We start from the raw sequence: 22,276 nt of genomic DNA, 5'->3' as shown, positions 1-22,276 counted from the left end.
ATGGAATTTTAATTAAACGTTGTAGGAAATTTTCATCTCCTGTCTCATTATCATTATGCAAAAATACTTTCTATTAACTTTTATAACCATCGGGTTGGCACCATTTTCTGGATGCGACAATCCCGTCCAAACTTCTACAATTGAAACAGTTCACGGGGATATTGTGTGGGATAAAAGCTTCGGTGGAGAGGGATCGGAAAAGTTCTCCGCCATAATACCGACGCCGGATGGTGGGTATTTGCTGGGCGGCGATAGTTTCTCGAATATTTCGGGTGACAAGTCTCAAAACCATTTTAGTGGAGGAGATTACTGGGTTATCAAGATAGACGCTAACGGCAATAAAATCTGGGATAAGACATTTGGCGGGTTCAGGAGTGATGTTCTGAAATGCCTTGTAAAAGCTTCCGACGGGGGATTTTTACTTGGAGGATATAGCCAATCCGGGCCAACAGGAAACAAAACTACCGGCAGTAATGCCAAGCCCGACTATGACTACTGGGTTGTGAAAATCGACGATAATGGCAACAAGATTTGGGAAAAAAGCTTTGGAATGGAGGCTAATGATTATTTAAGAGGCGCCGTTGCTACCGAGGATGGTGGATTTTTATTGGCCGGAAATACTATCATTCCGGAGACTGGAACGACAATCGGATCAAGTGACTTTTGGGTTGTAAAAATAAATGCATCAGGCGAAAAAATCTGGGATAAGGTTTTCGGAGGGGCTGGCTGGGAGACTTTGTGGAAGATTATACCTACGAACGACAAAGCGTTTTTACTCGCTGGTAATAGCAGCTCAACATCATCCGGAGACAAATCCCAAGAAACAAACGGAGGTTCGGATTTTTGGGCTATAAAAATCGACGCCAATGGCCATAAAATTTGGGACAGCGCCTTCGGAGGTTACAAGGACGAATCTATATTGGGTATTGCGAACTCACAAAACAGCGGCCATATTTTCGTGGGCATAACTGACACCGACTATTCGCCATCAGGTGATGTTACAGATATTACCAACGGCTTTATGGATTATTGGATAGTCAGAACTGATGAAAAAGGTAGCAAGCTATGGGATAAAACGTTCGGAGGAACCTTAGACGATGTTCCAGACTGCAATCCAGTTTCCTATAATGGGGGATTCCTGGTAGGTGGATACAGCAATTCAGGCAATTCTGGCAGCAAGACCTCGCTTCCCCTTGGCAATACTGGCGACTCGGATTTTTGGCTTATCAATATCGATTCTGATGGGAACAAACTTTGGGACAAGTCTTTCGGAGGGACCAGTACAGATCATTTGTTTTCAATGATACCAGGAACCGATGGCGGATACCTGCTAGCCGGTAGCAGCGCGTCTCCGAAATCGGGGCAAAAAAGTTCTGATACAAATGGCTCTTTTGATTTTTGGATAGTCAAAATTAAGTAATGCCGAAGACTTTACATTTTATCACCAAAACATGCACTTGTATGAAAAGTTCAATTTTACTATTACTTCTGTTCGGAGCTGTCGGCACATCCTTGAACCAGTCTGGCAGGAAGCCCGTGCCCGAAGAATACGAATCCTGCTGCGGCACCCAGCCCGTCGAATTTTCTTATGAAAAGAAGCGGATCTACGTACCAAATGTATTCACTCCCAATAAAGACGGTGTGAATGATTATTTCTACCCTGTCGTCAATGATGTCGTTACAAACGTTTGGGGCTTCGCGGTATACAGTGCAGAGGGAGATACGATGCTCTACCAGAAGCCCTATTTCAATTCCAAAATGCCTGTTCATGAGTATGGTTGGAACGGATTAAGGCCGGATGGATCCCGGTATAAAGGAGCGTTCCGATATAAAATGCGTGTGGACGATATTCGAGCGAAAAAAGACATCGTCGAGGGCCACGCATGCGCCATCATCTGCGGAAGCGGGGCGGAAGTATTCCGAACAAAAAGTGGATGCTACTTCCCCGTTCAAGCCGGTAAAGAGGGCACACTCGACAAATCGGTAATGAACGGAGAAACCGATTGTTTTTAACATGTCACAATATTAACCCTAATCATTTCGCTTATGAGCACACACTTCACGAGAATGATGACTCTCGCCGTCGCAATAACTTTCCCGGTATCATTCAAGCACAGATCAAATTTACCTATGACAATGCCGGCAACCGGATCAAAAGGGAGTTGAATAGCAGCCTCGTTCAGCTCGATACCAAAGTACTGCTCATAGGCGCTTACCGCCAGGGGCAGGCGAACATGGCCAGCAGTCTGCAAACCTATTTTAGCGCGAAGTCGGGCCTACTACCCACCACCGATCCCTACGGAGGAAATGTCGTTTACAACAACATCGGTAATCCGGCGGGAGTAGCCGGTCCCGTGGTAGACTGGATCAAGATCGAAATTCGCGATGCCGCAAACCCTGCGGCAAAACTCCAGTCGAAAAGCCTCCTTCTGAAACCCAACGGGGCCGTTGTCGATGTAGATGGTACGCTCCCTAAATTCGTCGGGCAAAGTTCGCCGGTACGGGTAGCGGTTTTTCATAGAAACCATGTTGCCATTCTGAGTAACCCGATTGCTTCCTTCAATGCAGGCACAGCTATCTACGACTTTACAACAGCCCTTAGCAAGGCCAGCCAGCTGCCTGGCGATCCTGCCCAAATGGGCCTCATCAATGGAAAATGGTACATGTGGGCGGGAGACGTAAATAGCGACGGGGCCGTCGATGCCACGGACATGTCGATCGCTAACAACGATTTTCTGAAAGGCACTTTCGACCAATACCTCTTTTAGCGATCTGAATCTCGACGGTGGCGTGGATGCCACGGACGGGAGCATTATGAATAACGCATTCATGAATGGATATTATTCAACTTTGATAAATTATATGCCTTAAATCGTTCGCCTGTTCATAACATGTGCAACAAAAAAAGTGCCTGATAACTCATTGATTATCAGGCACTTAAAATCAGGTTACTCCCGAAGCTGGGCTCGAACCAGCGACCCTCTGATTAACAGTCCTACTCATACCTTTTATTACTGTTTGTTAGCGCTTATTGATGTTAGTATAATTTACTAATAATCAAACATTTACACTAAAAACAGGCAACAAAATTTTGTACCTTTTAGTTAGCCTTTGTAGCTGCTGTTTGTAAAAACGCTTGCAAATTTTAAACAGTAAATAAAAATGGAACAATCAACAGTCACCGCAAAGGTGGTACTAGACACTCGCCGTATTAAGCAAGACGGCACCTACCCTCTCAAGCTCAGAGTTACCTATCAAAGGACGTTCAAAGACTACCGACTTGGAATCGATCTTACGCCAGAAGACTATCAGCAAATGGTGAATCCCAAGAACCGGAATGAAAAGCTCCGAGAGGCAAAACTCAAAGTGCTTGCACGTGAAAACGAAGCGCATCAAATCATCAGAGCACTTCCAGTATTTTCGTTCAAGGCCTTCGAAAAAGCAATGCTAGGGGATAAAGCCAAGAGGGGCGCGAAAAGTATCTATGAGTTAATGGAAGACTACATTGCCAAACTCCAAGAAGAAGACCGAATATCTACCAGCAGCTCATACCAGACAGCACTTAACTCACTGAGGGAGTTCTCGAAAAAAATCCGGTATGAAGACATCACGCCTGATTTCCTTGAGAAGTTCTGTAAGCATATGCTCCAAGAGGGGCGATCTACTACAACCATTGGGATATACTTGCGCAGTTTTCGCACAATCGTGAATCAGGCAATCGAGCAAGGCTACATGCACCGGGATGACTATCCATTCAAGAGGAACAAATTCCAGATCCCAACAGGCAGGAATATCAAAAAGGATCTCAAAAGCAACCAGATTGAACAGCTCTTCAACTACCAGACTATCCCTGGCACAAATGAAGATAGAGCCAAGGACATATGGTTGTTCTCTTATCTGTGTAACGGCATTAATATCAAGGATATTGACGTGGTTCCGTTTTGGTTTACACTTCTGCGGGTTAGTAAATATTAAAAACTTCAATTCTTATCCGGTTTGCCGATAGTATTCTGCTTCAAAAGCTACCGGATTTAGGTAGTTCAATGATGAATGTAATCTTCTGGTATTGTAATATCCATCAATGTATTCGAACAGAATCGTTTTCAGCTTATCGATACTCTCATATCCGCCTTTTGGTATAGCTAATTCGGCTTTTAGTCTACTCCAAAACGACTCAGCCCAGGCATTGTCATAAGGATCATCAGCGCGTGACATGCTCTGTCTCAATTTGAAAGTCTTGACGACCTTTTTCATTTTGCCGGATAAATATTGTCCGCCACGATCGGAATGTATTACCATGCCGCACTTGACTCGTCGCTTCAAGAGTGCTCGTACCAACGGTTCTCTGACAAGACTTTCCTGCATATTGTCACTGACCTGCCAGCCAACGATTTGCCTGGAATATAAATCCATCCAAGTACACAGATAAGCCCGCAGCGGCGGACCGTCATTTCCCGCCTTTCAGTGGCATGTATGTAATGTCCGATGTCCAAACAGCATTGGGCCGAGTTGGCTTCGGTTGATTAGTTAGCAGGTTGCGACAAACTCGTTTTCCGTGTTTACTATCGGTCGTCCTTGGAATAAACCTTGGCGGCTGAATGGCCCTCAGACCTTCTTTTCGCATGATTTCAGCGATTTTCCGGCGACCAATCCTAATACCTTTTTGTTTCAAGGATTCTTTGATTCGTCTGCTACCGTATCGCTTCAGGTTGCGGATAAACTCGATCCGTATCTCATGCTTTGGGCGGTTATATTTTTTGTCCGCATTATGACTTCCGCCTCTCCGATACCGATAATAAGCTGTTCTGCTCACTTCGAAAAGAGTGCAGAGGTAGCTCACTTTATTCTTCTCGGATAGAGACGATATCAAGTCATAGACGTCCCTCAGTCGGACTTGCTGAAAAGACCTAACGCCTTTTTTAGGATCTCGCGGTCCGTTTTAAGACGTTCGTTTTCCGCTCGAAGCCGCGCATTTTCTGCAGAGAGCTTTCCAGCAGCGCTATCCTCTTTTTGCCCGTCCTTTGTTTTTGTCTTCATAGTTGCCATTCTCTTCCAACGATATAGAAGATTTTCAGCAATTCCAAACGACTCGGAGATTTCCTTGGCGCTTCGACCTGATGTCAGCATTCTGGTTACTTCCTGCTTGAAATCAAGGTCGTAGCTCCTACGAGTCTTTACAGTTTTGGGGTCTTTCATTTTGCATCAAGATGTGCAAAAATGTGTGCCGCTTTTAGGAGCCACCTCATATATGCCGTCTCCGATACAGGGACGTTAAAGATGGTGTCATAACCTTCATCCGTGCAAAGACTGAAAGAACTTCGAGAGGAAACCTAGCACCTGTTGTGGCGAAGCCAACGGAACATGCATTCCAGATAATTGCAAAATGGGGCAACCGCGAAACAACCAAAGACACCTATGTATTCCCATTCCTCAATGAATCAAAGAATGCAGTCGATGAACGGCGGATTGTTCAGAATATCACCCGGAATGTCAACAAGCACATGTCTCAAATCGGAAAAGAGCTTGGCTTTGAAGCGAAATTAACGACGTACGTAGCACGGCACTCATATAGCACGGTTCTCAAACGCAGCAACGAGGTGTCTATTGATTACATATCCGAAAGCTTAGGGCACAAAGATCGCAAGACAACTCAGCACTACCTTGATAGCTTCGAGCACGAAGATTTAGAACGCTATGGCAAGTTACTGGTGGCATTCTGATCACGAGTTTACTGGTAAAAATCGAGGGTATCCGCACATACTTCTTCAAGTATTCGGCTCCTTCGATTTTTACATTACGCGGTATTTACAACATTTTTTTCTAAAAACAAAGCGCTTCAATTGCAAATTGATCGCTATTCCCTTATAGTTACATCAATAGATTTTACTCAACGAAACTGACGATGAAAACTTTCTCCAAGTGGATGCTTGCCCTTATTCTTGGGCTTCTTTACATTAATACTGCAACAGCACAAACCGCTGATCCGATACGCTACTCAATGCAAACGACTGCGTCATTTGTAGGCCTTGGGGAAGAGATCGAGATCAAAGCGGAGCGCATTAAATAAATACCCATCCAAAACAGTCTTCATTTTTAAGGAAGACCACTTTTTGACCTTATATGATTGCGATTTTTTTAACAATTTACTGGCTTCGAGACTTATTTCAATTAGATATATGCCTATCACCCGTAGAGATTCGCCCTGTAATTAAACTCAGGTTTCAGGTTTATCTTTACTTTTGTCATTTTAGTAATATCCTTACACTTTTTGTTTCGTTGTTTGAGTTTGCATCCTGTTTTGCATGAAAGTAATATGTTCCGCGTGGCAGGTCTGCTACGTTGATAATATAAGTCCTAGTACTTTTGATGTTTTCGTGCTTCATCACATCATCTCTTGTCAATGACTTTACTGTTTTTAAAGTAGTTTCGCTTACAAGTGTCATCTGGGATGGAATGTTTTCGTTCTTGTCAACATTGTCGAATATTATTTTTAACTCGGTTGTGGCCGGATTTGGTGCAAGCGTAAAGGATGAGTTTGCTGTGAACGAAAGGGAGCGGTTTGCGGTTCCACAAACGTTGGTAGATGAAACTGGATTGAATACTACCGTAGAGCCAGGATTCAGTGAGAAGTCAAATTGGGAGAATCCCATGCCATAGCCATAGCCAATGTTTGGGTTTGGGTTCCAGTTTGTATTAGTTACGTTAGCTTTTATGACGTTCTGTTGATCCAAATATACTGTATGGTTGGAATAGGGTGAAACATAATTGCCCCGCCAGCCGATATCCCATTGTCGTATTTTATTGTGGACACGTCTGGAGTGCCAACCCAGATTTCCTTGGTTATATCGTAGGTAGTCGAAAGTACTGAATATCTCATCGTAATTGTGACCGGGCCACTTCCGCTTCCTACCCGTGTGGCGACTCCCGTGACGCTATTGATGGTTAGTATAGATGTATTGCTACTATACCAGGTTTTGGGAACATTCGGTTTGAAAGTCAGGTTGAACGTCCCAGAGGTGCAAATTATCGATGGGCCGGTTATGTTACTATTTCTCATTGCAATCAGTGTGTTGTTTACATTTACTCTGCCATAGCCGACCTCATTATTCCAGGCTCCATTATTTTGATTAGGTGTACTGGCATAACTATATGTTCCTAACGAAATTTTGTCGGTAGTAGATTCTAATAGCATCCGCGCTTGGCTAATGGTTAGATTTGGATTTACTGAAAGGAGTAGAGCAAATGCACCTGAAACGGCTGCGCTAGCAAACGATGTGCCGCCTACGGCCGCATAGTCACCGGTATTCGCTCCTGTTGCTCCAGTAAGATCTGTTGTCCAAATGTCGACGCCTGGTGCAACAAGATCCAAGCCTGGGCCATACTGCGAATCCATGAATCGCAAATCCTGATTTGTTGTTCTTCCCACTGATACAACATTTTGGTTTATAGACGGATAACCAGGTGTTGAACCGGCATTGTTACCTGATGCAGCCACCAAAATTACGCCTTTCCCCCCACGACCAGTTGTGACGGCTTGGCTTATTTGTGTGTCAACGGTAGAGGATGGGGCTGCGAGTGTAAACGACATATTTATGATTTCTGCGTTATTTCTCGCATAGTTGATTCCGCTTGCTACCCAGTCGGCGTTAGTTAGGGTTGTTCCTTGAAATACTCTGACTGGAACGATCTTAGAGCCATATGCAACTCCAGTTACACCTACGCCCGTACACCCGACGGCTGCGGCTACGCCTGCAACCCAAGTCCCGTGTGCATCACCTGCGCACCAGTTTGGATTGCCATTCGTGGCTGGGTAGGCACATCCGCCAGAGCCGCCGGTAGCATCTGACCCACCTGTAATATTTGCGGTTAGATCTGGATGGTTTCGTTCAGTACCATTATCGAGAATTGCAATTCTAACAGAAGGGCTTCCGCTAGTGATTGCCCAAGCCTCGGGCGCATCAATATCAGCATCGACAATGCCGCCCGATTGCCCGGTGTTGTTTAGAAGCCATTGCTGTGGGTAGTATTGGTCGTTTGTGCATATAACCAAAGGTCGTTTTTTGTGATCGCTAGCTGTTTCGACAAATAGCCAAAATTTTGGTTCGACATACTCGAATATTTGGCTTTGATACAATTTTTCGGTGAGCTCGAATATTCTATCGGTATCAGCTAAGGACGAAATTAAATAAGTCAAGGAGTCATATTCGGTCTTTCGATCTATTCTTGCGTCATGTTTCCTTATGATGTCCTCAAATGTGGCGACTTGCGTACTCGGTTTTAGTCGGACTATTATTTGTTCGGATAGAAATCCCAGTTCCTTTCCATCAGCGGTGTGCAAGACCGGATTGATACTGTTTATGTCAGTACCGAGATTTACTGCCTGCCGGAGGTCATTGTTTGCTCCATTTTTATTAAATACTAGGTAAAGGTTCTGATCTGGTAGTAGTTCTTTAAGCGAATCAATTAAAGGATTGTTCTTTAATAAAGTTGAGATATTGGCCCCCTTCTTTGTTTGAATAACGGATTTTTTTCCGATTTTATTACCTTAATCTGATTGCCGTTGTGCCGATAGAAAAAGTCCTGTGCGTCGGCAGAAAATTGTATTAAAAGAACAAAAATGGAACTAAATAGAGCGACCGTTTTCATAGGCTATTTATTTTATGTATTTTGGAACAAACTCAATAGTATAAGATTTAAGTTTTGGAACAATAGCAAAAACGCAGTTGACAGCATCTACCGGAATAGATGCACTACGGAGTTCCGCCGTTACTTGGATCCTATTGTTATTGCAATCGGCCACCACAACCTGCGATTCAACGGAGACTGGTGGGTTTGTTTTAAAACTTATTACGACCAAGCTTTTTTTATCAAAATCAATCTTTTTTTTTAGAAAGACAATTTCTAATTTTTTGTATAGCTCGTTTTCATTTTGAATGATCTGCGAATTTATACTACTGGTTCCAACCTCTTTAAGACGTACTTGCGGGTTTAACTCATCATTCAACAATTCAAAATTCAAAACGCCATCTGTACATTCGAACTCAAATGGTTCGTCATCTTTACAAGTGACAAATACACTGCTAAGTAGACAGAGCACTATAATCACATTTTTTTTCATATTATTTAATTTATACAATAGTTTGCAGTATTCTTCCTGCTTGGCGATAGTAAGTACGCAAGTAAATTCTTTGCCCAAATTTGGACATATGCTTCCCCTGGAGCTTGTACTATATTAGTTTCATGTTGAAAATAATATAGTAAACTCAAAGAATATCGTTTGTAATCGAATGAGAAAATAGGGCGCGCAAACCTCCCGCCGAACATTAAAAGTGTTCAGCTGTAAGTTTCATGTTTGATGGGTGCTATGATCTGTCAGATCTTAGTTATTGTAGAACAGAAGGGTTGATACAATTATAGATAAAAATAATTACATAATAAAAAGAGCCGAGATTTTTTTTCTTGAATGTGCTCTGTTATTCTGAGGTACTTTGTCTAAACGATTATTGATGTTGGTACCATGTCCCTAAAACAGTGACATTTGGAAAACATCCCCTCCGTCATTCCCTAGTGGCGGCAAATTATCATATTTCCAAATTCAGACTTAGGCTTGCCGTCCGGTCGCGGTTTTTTTCTTCTGACGCTGAAGACGGTATGAACATTCAGCAGCTCTGAGGGCAGGCAATAGTCAAAAACGGCTTTCATATCATCATCGGAGAAATGCTCGGAAACCCAAACTCTTCCAATTCGGATGTGAGAAACAGCGGCATCCTGTGGCGGAACTCGCCATCGTTGTGAATGTTTGTCATCAGCTCGTTGGCTGGGCGGGTGAGCATCCCAAAGCTGCCAACTTGTATTTTTTCACCAGCTGGCCCGACGGACTCAAAGAGCTGATAAAGTCCAGGCAAGAACTGGATCTTACGGTCTTTGGGCCAGATGTAGTAGGGGACTTTCTGGGCCCAGCCTTGGATGGCGCGGTGCTCATAGGTGCCGGATACAGGGATCAGACAAAGCTCAGACGGTGGAAAGAATGCCGCTAAGATTGAGCTATTTGCATTACCGGGATATGAGGCGTTACCCCGTCCAAAGAACTATCAGTCTGACACAGCGAATATCCGATCTGAAAATTTTTCATTCAGAATCTGGGACAAAAAAAATCTAGAGGATCGATTGAGAATGGGGGTTGATTTGCCGCCAGTGAGTTGCAAGCCTTCATGGGGCTTGTTTGTTTTCCGCGTTAATGGCTTAGGGCTGGTTGATAGCACACGGTACGATGGCAACCTAGCACCAATTACTTCCAGCAAAATTTTGGCGAACATATGTGCTACGGAGGGCAATTGGATAGTAAAACCAGGGACTAAACCCAATCAAGTGGCTTGGTTCGTCTATCCTTTTTTTGACATAAGAGGGATGTATTCAAAACAATTAGAATGCTCCGCAAGTGATAAAGAGCTTTTTAAAGCCATTTCCTTCTTAAGCCACATGTTTGGGGTCGTTTATTACAAAATTCGCCGTGACGGCCAGAAGGCTACACTAATCCAGCCAACTACAATTGATATTCCCAGAATTTACTGATCCGTTCCCATGACCATAAGCGAAGCCTCCGCTTTCCCTTGCACAAAACCAAAAACTTCGTCCACTAGACCACAACCTCTTGTTCTGTGTTTTCTCATTTAACATAAAATGAGTTATCTGAACGGCACCGGCAATTCTAGGTTTGTCTTGAGTCTTCAACACGATCGAAACGATCAATTTGCACTTTTCAAATAGGCTCACTTTATTAACGCTCTTAGCAATTCCCTAACTTAGCAAGAGTTAGTAGTTTAAACGAATTTACTTTATACTTAAAAAGTATCCTGTTTCTCCAAGATCCCTAATTAATACACTTTTATTAGGGATAAATGTAAAACTCGTTGAGAGAACCATAGCCTTGTTATCTGAATTATAATATTTATCTAAATCTTCGATCTCTAATTTTGATACTATACCATTATTAGAATAGATTGTAACCGGGCCTAACGGAAAAACCATTCGTTCTAATTTCAGATTTTCTTCTTCATCCCTTATTTTGAGTATTACTATTTTTCCGTTAGACACATATAATGAATCGCACACATAATCCATTGATCTTCCACCGTTTATGGAAGATTTATAAAAAACTCTTTTGATCGTAAAATCTCCAAGAGTTTCATATTCCACACGACTTGGGAACGTATCCGCATCTATTCCAGGCTGTTCCAGCTCATTTATTAATATTGTATCCTTGGATTGCCAACCGCCCAAACCATAAGGAAATTTTTTACCCGCATTTTCAGCAAAACGTTCTTCCTTTTCTAGTAATCTATACCCTGTAATATCACTTGAAAAAGCCATACCACCATATCTAGCATAGTGGTAAATATAATATCTTTTATCAGGCGTTAATTGTCTTGTCAACTCGTAGTATTCGGATTTATCTAAATACTCCCTATGATTTAAGAAGTAAAATATACCTCCCATAAAAATTAAAATAATAGTAAAGTAGCCAACTCGATTTTTAATTTTTTTCAAAATCATGTCAATTGTCTAATATTTTACATAAAAGAAGTATGGGTTACATTTATTGAAAGCTGGCTACTATATTCCTAATCTCCTATCTAACTTCTTCCCCGTATCCAGCCCCTGCTGACCCAGCTGCTGTCGGTATCCGGCCAGCTCCATTGCATTTTAGCAGTGTGCGTTTCTAGCCATTTCTTAGCATACTCCGCGTCGGTGTCGGCAGGGCACTGTCCTGGACAACGCCCTGGCAGATCTTCCCCAGGCTTTTCAGGTAAGTTGACATTTGCAAAGCACACCCTTTGAAACTAACTAAGATTCCGCTCATCGCTCTGTCAGTCCCCTATATAATCACTTTGGGCGGCTTTCTAGATTAGCCCCTTAAAGCGTGACTTTCTCCCAAACTGTGATTTATTGGATTATTGACGAATATTAATCAAATTTCCCCGGTCGATAATCCTCCTAAGTAATGGCAACCAAATTGTAAGTACCCCGTTTCTCAGACAGTCATTTGTTGGTGAATTTTCTTTTTCGCCAGCGATTCCTTCCATTCAAATGGTGTCAAATTGCCCAGTCCTTCGTGTGGTCGTCGCTGGTTATATTCTTCAATCCATTCCGTTGTTAATTGCCGGACCTGATCCAGGTCGAAGAACAAATAAGCGTCTAATACTGCTTCTCGGTACAGTCGATTAAATCGTTCGATATAGCCGTTTTGCGTTGGCTTGCCTGGCTGTATAAATCTGGTTTCTATCCCTTTCTCCTCACACCAGATTGCGAAATCTTTGGAGCGGCCCGCCGCAGCGGGTGAATTCTGGCCCATTATCCGATCGGATCGCCTTTGGGAACCCTCTGCTTTCGCCGAGCCTATTTAAAGTTCTGATAATTCGCTTTGAAGAGAGTGAAGTATCCACATCTATGGCCAGAGCCTCCCGCGAGCAGTCGTCGATAACATTAAATCCGGGCCGCCGGTGCGGTGCGAAACTTGCGGTTGCCAATCATACTATCGCTCCGCGCGGCGTCCGCATAAAATCGACACTCCATACTTCATTTACCTGTGCAGGCTGTGCTAACGGTTGCCTAACCCGATCGGGTAATCGCCGCTTTCCCTTTCGCCTCTTATTCAGCTTCAAAACTTGATAAATGCGGTGAACTCGTTTATGAGCGCAGCGGCGCACCGCTCCATGGCTTACCTGATCTTCGCAGGTAGGCAAACAGCTTTCTAAACCCGTATGAAGGGTGTTTGAATGCCAAGTCCTGCAACGACTCAATTACCTCAGAATCATCTTTCTTACTGCTGTAATAATATTGAGAGCGAACAAGGCTAACGATTTTACAGGCTCTGCTCACAGCGATGTCGTGCTCGCGAACAATCTCCTCTGTCAATTCCCTTTTTGCGGCAGAGCCCAGCCCTTTTTTGCGAAGATCTCCTTCAAAATCTGGTTATCAAGGCTCAGGTCGGCGAACATCCGCAGCGGCGGCCGCTTTTTCAATCGCGAATTCTCCTCCTCCAAATCCTTCAACCGCTTGACGTCAGACGCTTCCATGCCACCGTAACGGCTTTTCCAATTATAAAATGTGGCCTCGGAAATGCCATGCTGCCGGCAAATCTCCTTGGTCGGGATGCCAGCTTCCTGCTGTTTGAGGATCGAAACGATGGCACGGGCCACCCCGCTGCGTCTCTGTAAATCTCGTCTTTTTCATCAGTTTAAAATTAAGGTTTAATCTCTAATTTCAAACTGTCTGTCGTTTCGGGACACTTACAACTCTTTCACTACAAGTGTCAGGAGTCAGCAGAAAATTCTTAAATTCAATGTACAATCAGCGCCAGAACAAGTATTGCGTTAACAGTAGTCAGCTCAAAGAAAAGGAGCGCCAAGGACTAGAAGGGAGGATGTTTGCGAAATTGTTTGCAAATAAAAAAGCACTTACAAGTTTTATCTCATAAGTGCTTGATTTTCAAGCTCCCGAAGCTGGGCTCGAACCAGCGACCCTCTGATTAACAGTCAGATGCTCTAACCGGCTGAGCTATTCGGGAATCATTATCCGGTTGTTGTACTCGAATTGTGGTGCAAATCTAAGGATTCAATTTATACAGCGCAAGTCTATACTTTAAAAATTTATTACGACTGGACCTTCGCGAGAATTAACTCCTTGACTTTCTTGGCGTCTCCCCTTGTAAAATTGTTGATAATAATTTCCGGACGCATGCGTGGAATGATGCGGATTGTCGAAAAGAAGACGCCGCTCTCGATTTCCACTCCCGAGATATCCGAATAAAACACGAAGTTATCGTTGCTCTTGAAAAGTTTCCTGACTTTGAAAGTTACGCCCTTTTCTCCGAAAGTTACCTCATCGGGAAAAAACGGGTTCATGAGCCCACTGGCGCTGAATCGTTCGTTCATATATGAATAGGTTATTAGTAAAATGCTTCACAAAGGTACGTATACGACTTTCTTAGTTTCAAAGAATTCCTCCATGAAAAAGTCCGAAAGCGCGTAAACCTGCGGCTTTTCCCTGATCTCCGAGAGCTCTTCCGCCAGGTCGCCACCTTTGAGATATAAAATTCCGTTCCTTCGGTTATGGAAGGAGTTGCGGCTGATATTCTTTTTCACCCAGCCCACAAATGGCGCCATGCGGGTCACGGCACGGCTTACTACGAATTCATAGCTCTCGTCCAGCTTTTCCGCACGGACTTGTTCAACACGCACATTCCCCAATTTCAATGCCGTAACGACTTCCTGCACAACACGGATTTTCTTGCCGATACTGTCGACCAGGTGAAACTGCGCTTCGGGGAACATGATAGCCAGCGGGACGCCAGGAAAGCCTCCGCCCGTGCCTACATCGAGAATGCTGGTGCCGGGACGAAATTGCTGCACTTTGGCGATGCCCAGCGAATGCAAAATATGGCGTTCATATAATGTGTCTATATCCTGACGCGAGATCACGTTCACCCGGGCGTTCCAGTATTCGTACAACTCGCCCATCTGCCCGAACTTATCGCGCTGGTCTGCGGTCAGGTCGGGGAAGTATTTATTGATCAATTCCATGATTTACGGGGTTTTCTGCTCGTCATGGTCAAAAATCCGAAAACGAGGTAATAAACAAAAAGCGCAAAGTCCATCAGTAAAAAGCTGAACCATTCCACAGTCTTATCCAGCTTTATATTAATGATGACCAGCAAGAACCATTGAATGGCCCATCTTGCACCGAAAACGATGCCCAGGTATTCGAGCAACAAATAGTCTCTCGTAAGCAGCCCCCACCCCAGCGTAACGAATCCGAGCAGCCACGTCGCAACATGCGCGCCGGAAAGCATCCCAAGCAACACCTTGTTACGCGGCTTGTAATACCGGCTTACGGACATATGCCGGCGCTTTTGGCGAAACCAGTCTTTCCAACTGGTTTTCGGAAACGAATACACAAATGAATCTTCCTCTATGGAGATCGTGGTATTGGAGCTGGTCGAAACCTCGTTCAGAAAAATATCGTCGTCGCCACCGAAGATATGTTTGTGTGTATAAAAACCCTTGTTGGCAAAAAACACCGAGCGCTTATATAATATGTTACGGCCAACGCCCATATAGGTGAGTCCGGCCAATGCAAACGACAGATATTGGACAGCCGTGTAAAAGGTTTCGCAGCGGATAAACCAGTTGAGCAGGCCCTTTCGTTTGAAGTAAGGCGAAAAACCCAGGACTATATCCCTATCTTCACTTATCCGGGAGGTCATAGCAGTGATCCAGTGGTTCGAAGCAGGGCGGCAATCGGCGTCGGTCATAAGCGCGATAGGGTATTTGGCCTGCTTCATACCGACGGTCAATGCATATTTTTTGGGTGTTACATGGTTGAATTGGTCGTTGATGCGGATATAGCGGATATTCTTCCATCCGTTGATATTCTCCCGGATATACTCTTCACTCCCGTCGTCGGAACGATCGTCCAGCAGGATCACCTCGTACTCGGGATATTCCTGCGCATCCAGCAAAGGGATTAGCTCCGTCAGATTCTCCCTCTCGTTCCAGGCACACACCAGAACCGTTACGCCGGGCATTGCATTGCCGTAATTAGCGCCCTTTCCGTAAAATGCCAGCCGTGTAAAAAAGAAGAGATAATAGAATAACTGAACAGCTACAAACGCCCCCAGCGCATAGAGTAAAGAATCGGCCACAACAGAAGAGAGATGTAAAATTTTTCCATATTCATGCAAATATACTGTCATTGACAGGAATGTTCGAGACGTTCCTTCTATTTTTGCACATCAGCAATTTAAAACCTTTTAATGAAGTTTACATTACAAGTCGAGGATCCCCATTCGAAAGCGAGGGCCGGATTGATCGAGACGGATCATGGGGTTATCCAGACGCCCATTTTCATGCCCGTGGGTACCGCGGGAACCGTGAAAGCGGTTCATCAGCGTGAACTTAAGGAAGATGTCAAGGCTCAGATCATTCTGGGAAATACCTATCATTTATATCTCCGTCCCGGACTCGGCATTCTTGAAAAGGCGGGCGGGCTGCATGCATTCAACGGCTGGGACAAGCCGATACTGACCGACAGCGGCGGTTATCAGGTGTATTCGCTGGCTGGGACCGGCCGTAAGATAAATGAAGAGGGTGTGGTATTTAAGTCCCACATTGACGGTGGCGTACACACATTTACACCCGAAAATGTGATGGATATCCAGCGTACGATCGGTGCCGACATCATCATGGCGTTCGACGAATGTACGCCTTACCCGTGCGAATTTACATACGCGCGGAAATCGATGGAGATGACGCACCGTTGGCTAACCCGTTGCTGCCGCAGGTTCGATGCAACCGAGCCGCGTTACGGTCATAGCCAGACGTTATTCCCCATCGTTCAGGGGAGCGTCTACAAAGACCTGCGCAGGCAGTCGGCCGAGTTTATCGCCTCCGCCGGGCGCGAGGGCAATGCCATCGGCGGGCTTTCCGTGGGCGAGCCGGCGGAGATTATGTACGAACTCACCGAAGTGGTCTGTGATATTTTACCGAAGGACAAGCCACGGTACCTGATGGGCGTAGGCACCCCTGCAAACATCCTGGAATGCATTTCGCTGGGTGTGGACATGTTCGATTGCGTGATGCCGACGCGTAATGCACGCAATGGCATGATTTTTACAACGGAGGGAATCGTCAACATCCGCAACGAAAAGTGGCGGGACGATATGTCACCGATAGACGCCGGCCTTGGCGGGTACGTTAGTACATTTTATAGTAAGGCGTACCTGAGGCACCTTGTAAAATCCGGGGAAATGCTGGGCGCGCAGATCGCCAGCATCCACAACCTGACGTTCTATTTGTGGCTGGTAAACAGTGCGAGAAAGAAAATTATCGACGGAACTTTTGCCTCGTGGAAGCGCGAAATGGAAAAAAAATTGAATCAACGGCTTTGAAAGTTCAAAAAAGGAGGTTTCTTTCGGGTAAAATTTGAATTAATTATCAGGAAACTTTTCCATTTGTATCAACTTGCGGTTGATTAAGTGATATTGTTAACCTATTTTTGTGCGCACTAGGCATTTGGTTAATGTTGCGATTAGCCGTGAAATGAATATATAACTTTACTCATAAAATTGGATATAGATCAATCCTAGTTAATCTTAATAACGCTAACTTGAATAGTATGAAAAAAGTATCCCAGTTGATTGGTTCGTTTGCCTTGGGAGCAATGATGGCGCTGCCTTCATTCGCACAACCGCTGGTGCAACCGAATTCTCCGGATTACAATCCCAAAGCGACGTACGATGGCCCCTACAAATTGAACACATGGTCAATTTCAGCACACTTTGGCCCGACGCTCTTTTTTGGCGATTTAAGAGAATATGACTTCTGGCCTGTTACCAAAACCAATTCTGACAGCCACAAGGAATCCGGGACTTTTCAAGGAGGCCTCACACTGAACAAACAACTCTCGTACCTGTTCGGCGCCCGTCTGGACGCATCTCTGGGTAACCTGAGAGGTATGAAGCGTCGCACCTACTTCCGTTACTTCGAGGGCAACTATTTCGATGTCTCAGTTTCAGGAACCGTTAACCTGAAAGGACTTCTGATGGGCCCTAACAAAATGAAGCGCTGGAAAATCGATGCGTATGCAGGTATTGGTCAGGTGTTTTACGACGCTACGGCATACGACCTGACTGGCGGCGTGAAGCTTCGCGAAACCGGCAAAATGAATGACTGGATGGTTCCCACAGGTCTGAATATCAACTACGAAGTGACACCAAGAATCGACATCGGTCTCGACTTCCGTTTGACTCATACCAACTCCGACTTCCTTGACGCTACTTACGGCGGCGACTACGACAGAACCCCGAATACCGTTGAGATCAAAGATCAGCAGAAAACTTCCCGCAAAGGAAACTCTGAGCTCGACAGCTACGGATACGGTGCGATCCAGGTAACGTACAAATTGGGCAAAAAGCCTTTGAAAGTACAAAAAGTGGATGGCAAATGGGACTACAAACCGGAAGAAGGCGGATACTACCACCTGCGTTACACAGATCCACGTGTATTGGTTAAGCCACCGAAAATCCTTACACTCGAAGAAATGGACTCCGTTGCAAAAGCAAACCGTCCGAAAGATATCGACCCGCGTTTGCTGCTTGATACCGACGGTGACGGTGTATCCGACTTCTTCGATAAAGAGCCAAACTCACCCGCAGGAAGCATTGTTGACGGTGCCGGTCGTGTACTCGACTTCGACTCTTACGTGAAAAATGCACTGGCAACCGGTGCTGCTTGTAGCGAAATCTTTGCGAACGTTACATTCGACACTGATAAAAACGTAATCAAACCTGAGTTCCAGGAATTGCTGAAAAACGTAGCAGCATTGATGAACAAAAACGGATGCCGCCTGCAACTGGCTGGTCACACCGACCGTCGTGCATCTGACCGCTACAACATCGCGCTCTCAAAACGCCGTGTTGACGCAGTGAAGAACTTCCTGATCAACGAGGCTGGTCTGCAAGACCCAAGCAAAGTGATCGTCGACTACTTCGGATCTTTCAAACCGATCGCCGACAGCGCAACCCGTACAGGCTTGCAGAAAAACCGTCGCGTAGAATTGAAACTTCTTCCCTGATAGTTGAAGAAACGACTGAAAGAGAAAGGCTCCCGTCGGGAGCCTTTCTCTTTTTTAATATATTCACACGCGAAATCAATTAGCCACATCATAACAACGCAACGGGGAATTAATGAAACAATATGATTATCTGGTAGTGGGTGCAGGTTTGTGGGGATCGGTATTTGCTCACGAGGCAACGAAACGAGGAAAGAAGTGCCTTGTAATCGACCGCCGCGACCATATCGGCGGCAATGTGTATTGCGAGAACATCGAGGGAATTAATGTGCACAAGTACGGCGCACATATATTTCACACAAACGACAAGGAGATCTGGGAGTACGTTAACTCGTTTGTGGAGTTTAACCGGTATACCAACTCTCCGGTAGCCAATTATAACGGCGAGCTTTACAACCTTCCCTTCAATATGAACACTTTCTATCAGCTATGGAAGGTGCGTACACCGGAAGAGGCGAAGGAAAAAATCCGCAGGCAAGTGGAAGAAGCAGGTATCACAGAGCCTAAAAACCTGGAAGAGCAGGCTATCTCACTCGTTGGAACCGACATTTACGAAAAGCTGATCAAAGCATATACCGAGAAGCAATGGGGCAGGAAAGCTACCGAACTGCCTGCATTTATTATCAAACGGCTTCCCGTACGGTTTACATTCGACAATAACTATTTCAACGACCGTTATCAGGGCATTCCGATAGGCGGCTACAACAAGCTGACAGAAGGGCTATTGAACGGTGTAGACGTCCGTCTCGGTGTCGATTTTTTCAAAGACAGAGAAGCCCTTACTGCTCTGGCCAACATAATCGTTTACACCGGCCCCATCGACGAGTATTTCGATTTCCGCTTCGGCCAGCTGGAATACCGCAGTCTGCGTTTTGAAAATCAGCTGCTCGATCAGGAAAATTACCAGGGGAACGCGGTAGTGAATTATACCGACGGCGAAACACCATTCACCCGCATCATCGAGCACAAGCATTTTGAATTCGGCACACAGCCCAAAACTGTGATCACACACGAGTACCCGCAAGAATGGGTGAAGGGTGCCGAGCCCTATTATCCGGTGAATGACGATAAGAATACCGCGGTATTCAACCAATACAGAGCACTTGCTGCCGAGGAGCAAAATGTGATTTTCGGTGGGCGGCTCGCTGAATACCGTTATTACGACATGCACCAGGTCGTCGCCTCGGCTCTCAAAAAAGTGAGAGTGCATTTCGATTCGTAGAAAAAATATTTTTTTACAAAATCCCCGTTTCAGCGCCCTGAGACGGGGATTTTTTATTTTCCATTAAAATTTTGAAAAAAATCTTTGTAGAAGTCGCGTTACCAAAATTACAAGTTGACGTCTAAATGATACGAACCTAAACCGTATCAGATGCCGGCAGCCAAATTTTCGATAGCAGAATTCAGCCCACTTCAGGACTGGGCCGTTAACCCGCTTTGGAGGTCCATCCAATTCAGATGGTACTGGATTCCTCTTTCGACATTCCTGTTCGCCGCGCTGGGGTTCGTGTTTCTGCGATACAAAACGCCACACTATCACATCGCTGCGTCGCTACTTGTACAGGATAATTCACGGGGAAGCGACTTCCGTGAAACCGCCCTGCTGGAAGAGCTTGGACTCCCCGACGCCACCAGCAGTGTGGAAAACGAGATTGAAATACTCAAAAGCCGGACGTTACTGAACCGGGTCGTCAACGACCTGCACCTCACCACGCGATACTTCGCCACCGGCCATCTTAAAACGACTGAGATTTACGAAAAAAAAACCTTTCGCCGTTCGTTTCCTGAAACGGCGGTCCGCCAGGCCGGAAACATATCGCATTGAAAAAGCAAATGGGCAATTATTCACACTCCATACGGCTTCTGCCAGCTACAAAGGCGCATTCGGAAAAATAATAGCGCTTCCTCACGGAATCGCTATCGTGGATACCACTAGTTTCAAACCAGCCGCCGATTGCGATTATACCTTTACGATTTCCTCCAACGAAACCATTCTTGAACATTACACCCGTGCTCTGACCATTCAGGCTTCCAACAAAACAGCCAGCCTGGTAAACATATCGATACAGGATGTGCTGCCCCGCAAAGGCGAGGCTATACTCCGGCAGCTGATTTACAGATACCAAAAAGCGAGTATCGAAGAGAAGAACAAAGTTGCCGACAATACGATCGCTTTTATCGATGTCAATCTGAAACGGGTCTCATTGGAACTGACCAAAGTGGAGACGGATATTGAGCGGTTTCGCAGGAAACACAGATTTATCGATATGGCAGAGGACAGCCGCCTGGCAATTCAAAAACTGGCCGGCAATGCAAGCGAGGAAAAAACACTGACAGTCCGTTTGAAAATTATGCAAAAGCTGGAAGAGCATCTGCGGAAACGACCTGCATCGGTAATCCCTTCGGCGTTGTTCCCTCAGGAAGGCAATTTTTCCGCACTAATTGCCCGATACAACGAAATGCAACTCGACTATGTAAAAGCCCTCGCTTCGCTCTCCGCCAATCACCCCGAAGTCAGGTCCTTATGCAGCCAGATCGAGGCCGTCAGGGCCAGTTTATCCGACGCCATCCGGCATCAGCAACAGGAGCTGGCCATCAGTATAGCGGCTGCCCGAGAATACGCCGGTATTTCCGAAACCGAAATTGCGCATATACCCGGCTACCAGCGCACGTTCCTGGCACGATCGCGGGAACAGGGTATCCAACAGGAGCTCTATTTATTTCTCCTCAAAAAACGGATGGAGACGGCCATTTCCCGTTCCGCAAATATCGCCAACGCGCGAATAATCGACGCGCCCCAAGCCAGCGCGGTGCCGGTATACCCTAACAGGCGGCTAACTTTGCTGCTGGCTTTCCTCACAGGCCTGGCGGCGCCTGTCGTCGTTCTGTATATCCGGCAACTGCTGAACGACAAGATCACGTCGAAGGAAGACATTTTGCAACAATGCAATGTGGCTGTCATTGGAGAAATCAGCCAGCAAACGCGGTCCCCGCTTTTTACAAAGGCGGGTAACAAGGGCCTGATCATGGAACAGCTCCGTTCATTGCGTACGAACATTCAGTTTGCAAGCGGCTCGGAGCTAAATACTGTGATTTTGCTCACCTCTGCGATGGCCAACGAGGGAAAATCATTTATCGCCGCGCATCTCGCACAGTCTCTTGCGCTCGCATGCAAGAAGGTTTTGCTAGTCGATTTCGACCTCCGAAACCCTACCCTCGCGGGATTGCTGAACCTGAAAAACGAGGGAGTTACGGAATCCATAACATCGGGTGGCGAACCCTGCATTCAGCGATGCGGTACAGTGCATTCCTTCGACTTTCTGGCATCCGGAGAGCGTTGCCCGGGAGCGGGCGAAATACTGCTGTCCCCGAAAGTCGGCGAGCTTATTTCGATGCTGAGGAAACGATATGACTACCTGCTGCTGGACAGCCCTCCCGTCGGCCTGGTTGCTGACGCCCGGTGGCTGGGTCATCACGCCGATATGACGCTTTACGTTGTCCGGCAGCACTTTACTTACCTGCATCAGCTTGCGGGCATCCGGGAGCTTCACAGTGAATCGCAACTCCCCAATATGCACGTCGTACTTAACGGCACCCGGGAGCTGCATCGCTATCAATATAATTACTACCAGTAGCACTTTAAATC

General features: G+C 45.6%; 22 protein-coding genes, 1 tRNA gene and 1 pseudogene. 11 read left to right on the top strand and 13 right to left on the bottom strand.

Translation table 11 applies throughout. The features are described from left to right. Positions 1 to 55: 55 nt before the first annotated feature. The 4 genes from ABV298_RS16470 (at position 56) to ABV298_RS16455 (ending at position 3,975) form a co-directional block, all read left to right on the top strand. Positions 56 to 1,420: a hypothetical protein gene (locus ABV298_RS16470; RefSeq protein ID WP_353717292.1), complete on the top strand. Its 1,365-nt coding sequence runs from the start codon at positions 56 to 58 to the stop codon at positions 1,418 to 1,420. A 41-nt stretch (positions 1,421 to 1,461) separates the two neighbouring features. Further along, positions 1,462 to 2,013 (top strand): hypothetical protein, encoded by a 552-nt coding sequence (locus ABV298_RS16465; protein ID WP_353717291.1) that lies wholly within the window; start codon positions 1,462 to 1,464, stop codon positions 2,011 to 2,013. Continuing rightward, positions 2,004 to 2,768, top strand: coding sequence for a hypothetical protein (locus tag ABV298_RS16460; protein ID WP_353717290.1), 765 nt, complete (start codon positions 2,004 to 2,006; stop codon positions 2,766 to 2,768). The genes ABV298_RS16465 and ABV298_RS16460 overlap by 10 nt, the downstream gene beginning before the upstream one ends. 394 nt (positions 2,769 to 3,162) lie before the next feature. Next, complete coding sequence (locus tag ABV298_RS16455) at positions 3,163 to 3,975, top strand: phage integrase SAM-like domain and Arm DNA-binding domain-containing protein (RefSeq protein ID WP_353717289.1); 813 nt, start codon at positions 3,163 to 3,165, stop codon at positions 3,973 to 3,975. A gap of 12 nt (positions 3,976 to 3,987) precedes the next feature. Here the strand turns inward: ABV298_RS16455 and ABV298_RS16450 are convergent, their stop codons facing one another. The 3 genes from ABV298_RS16450 to ABV298_RS16440 all read right to left on the bottom strand — a co-directional run bounded on the left by ABV298_RS16450 (position 3,988) and on the right by ABV298_RS16440 (position 5,196). Beyond that, positions 3,988 to 4,413, bottom strand: a complete 426-nt coding sequence (locus ABV298_RS16450) for an integrase core domain-containing protein (protein ID WP_353717288.1) — start codon at positions 4,411 to 4,413, stop codon at positions 3,988 to 3,990. 34 nt (positions 4,414 to 4,447) lie between these two features. Beyond that, positions 4,448 to 4,813, bottom strand: a complete 366-nt coding sequence (locus ABV298_RS16445) for an IS3 family transposase (RefSeq protein ID WP_353717287.1) — start codon at positions 4,811 to 4,813, stop codon at positions 4,448 to 4,450. A 71-nt stretch (positions 4,814 to 4,884) separates the two neighbouring features. After that, positions 4,885 to 5,196 (bottom strand): transposase, encoded by a 312-nt coding sequence (locus ABV298_RS16440; protein WP_353717286.1) that lies wholly within the window; start codon positions 5,194 to 5,196, stop codon positions 4,885 to 4,887. 50 nt (positions 5,197 to 5,246) lie between these two features. Between ABV298_RS16440 and ABV298_RS16435 the strand changes: the two genes are divergently transcribed. Next, the gene (locus tag ABV298_RS16435) at positions 5,247 to 5,720 is read left to right on the top strand and encodes a tyrosine-type recombinase/integrase (protein ID WP_353723198.1); all 474 of its coding nucleotides are present in this window, start codon (positions 5,247 to 5,249) and stop codon (positions 5,718 to 5,720) included. A gap of 182 nt (positions 5,721 to 5,902) precedes the next feature. Continuing rightward, positions 5,903 to 6,067 carry a hypothetical protein gene (locus ABV298_RS16430; protein WP_353717285.1) on the top strand — a complete coding sequence of 55 codons (165 nt, stop codon included), beginning with the start codon at positions 5,903 to 5,905 and terminating at the stop codon, positions 6,065 to 6,067. A gap of 175 nt (positions 6,068 to 6,242) precedes the next feature. On the opposite strand, the gene ABV298_RS16425 is transcribed toward ABV298_RS16430, so the two are convergent. From ABV298_RS16425 to ABV298_RS16380, 10 genes and pseudogenes are all read right to left on the bottom strand, one after another. Further along, positions 6,243 to 6,731, bottom strand: coding sequence for a hypothetical protein (locus ABV298_RS16425; RefSeq protein WP_353717284.1), 489 nt, complete (start codon positions 6,729 to 6,731; stop codon positions 6,243 to 6,245). Continuing rightward, positions 6,710 to 8,194: a S8 family serine peptidase gene (locus ABV298_RS16420; protein WP_353717283.1), complete on the bottom strand. Its 1,485-nt coding sequence runs from the start codon at positions 8,192 to 8,194 to the stop codon at positions 6,710 to 6,712. The genes ABV298_RS16425 and ABV298_RS16420 overlap by 22 nt, the downstream gene beginning before the upstream one ends. A gap of 459 nt (positions 8,195 to 8,653) precedes the next feature. Then, complete coding sequence (locus ABV298_RS16415; RefSeq protein ID WP_353717282.1) at positions 8,654 to 9,118, bottom strand: hypothetical protein; 465 nt, start codon at positions 9,116 to 9,118, stop codon at positions 8,654 to 8,656. Between the two features lie 580 nt (positions 9,119 to 9,698). After that, positions 9,699 to 10,001, bottom strand: coding sequence for an SOS response-associated peptidase family protein (locus ABV298_RS16410; protein WP_353723197.1), 303 nt, complete (start codon positions 9,999 to 10,001; stop codon positions 9,699 to 9,701). Between the two features lie 829 nt (positions 10,002 to 10,830). Further along, positions 10,831 to 11,553 (bottom strand): hypothetical protein, encoded by a 723-nt coding sequence (locus ABV298_RS16405; RefSeq protein WP_353723117.1) that lies wholly within the window; start codon positions 11,551 to 11,553, stop codon positions 10,831 to 10,833. 478 nt (positions 11,554 to 12,031) lie between these two features. Continuing rightward, a pseudogene (locus ABV298_RS16400) lies at positions 12,032 to 13,233 on the bottom strand (IS3 family transposase). Between the two features lie 260 nt (positions 13,234 to 13,493). After that, positions 13,494 to 13,567: transfer RNA gene (locus ABV298_RS16395), tRNA-Asn, on the bottom strand. 85 nt (positions 13,568 to 13,652) lie between these two features. Beyond that, positions 13,653 to 13,934 carry a hypothetical protein gene (locus ABV298_RS16390; protein WP_353723116.1) on the bottom strand — a complete coding sequence of 94 codons (282 nt, stop codon included), beginning with the start codon at positions 13,932 to 13,934 and terminating at the stop codon, positions 13,653 to 13,655. Positions 13,935 to 13,961: 27 nt separating this feature from the next. Beyond that, the gene (rsmG, locus tag ABV298_RS16385; RefSeq protein ID WP_353723115.1) at positions 13,962 to 14,582 is read right to left on the bottom strand and encodes a 16S rRNA (guanine(527)-N(7))-methyltransferase RsmG; all 621 of its coding nucleotides are present in this window, start codon (positions 14,580 to 14,582) and stop codon (positions 13,962 to 13,964) included. After that, complete coding sequence (locus ABV298_RS16380; RefSeq protein ID WP_353723114.1) at positions 14,573 to 15,703, bottom strand: glycosyltransferase; 1,131 nt, start codon at positions 15,701 to 15,703, stop codon at positions 14,573 to 14,575. Before ABV298_RS16380 ends, rsmG begins: the two co-directional genes overlap by 10 nt. 111 nt (positions 15,704 to 15,814) lie before the next feature. On the opposite strand from ABV298_RS16380, the gene tgt reads away from it, so the two are divergent. The 5 genes from tgt (at position 15,815) to ABV298_RS16355 (ending at position 22,265) form a co-directional block, all read left to right on the top strand. Continuing rightward, entirely contained in the window at positions 15,815 to 16,948 is a 1,134-nt protein-coding gene (gene tgt / locus ABV298_RS16375; RefSeq protein WP_353723113.1) for a tRNA guanosine(34) transglycosylase Tgt, read from the top strand. Positions 16,949 to 17,175: 227 nt separating this feature from the next. After that, complete coding sequence (locus ABV298_RS16370; RefSeq protein ID WP_353723112.1) at positions 17,176 to 18,633, top strand: OmpA family protein; 1,458 nt, start codon at positions 17,176 to 17,178, stop codon at positions 18,631 to 18,633. 112 nt (positions 18,634 to 18,745) lie between these two features. After that, positions 18,746 to 19,852: a UDP-galactopyranose mutase gene (gene glf / locus ABV298_RS16365; protein WP_353723111.1), complete on the top strand. Its 1,107-nt coding sequence runs from the start codon at positions 18,746 to 18,748 to the stop codon at positions 19,850 to 19,852. Positions 19,853 to 20,002: 150 nt separating this feature from the next. After that, positions 20,003 to 20,455, top strand: a complete 453-nt coding sequence (locus tag ABV298_RS16360) for a Wzz/FepE/Etk N-terminal domain-containing protein (protein WP_353723110.1) — start codon at positions 20,003 to 20,005, stop codon at positions 20,453 to 20,455. Between the two features lie 97 nt (positions 20,456 to 20,552). Continuing rightward, positions 20,553 to 22,265 (top strand): GNVR domain-containing protein, encoded by a 1,713-nt coding sequence (locus ABV298_RS16355; RefSeq protein ID WP_353723109.1) that lies wholly within the window; start codon positions 20,553 to 20,555, stop codon positions 22,263 to 22,265. The last annotated feature ends 11 nt before the right edge of the window (positions 22,266 to 22,276 follow it).

Origin of the sequence: Dyadobacter sp. 676 (assembly GCF_040448675.1) — a bacterium.
Lineage (GTDB): Bacteria > Bacteroidota > Bacteroidia > Cytophagales > Spirosomataceae > Dyadobacter.
The sequence above is the reverse complement of the archived record's forward strand: the minus strand, read 5'-3'. Positions and strand labels throughout refer to the sequence as shown.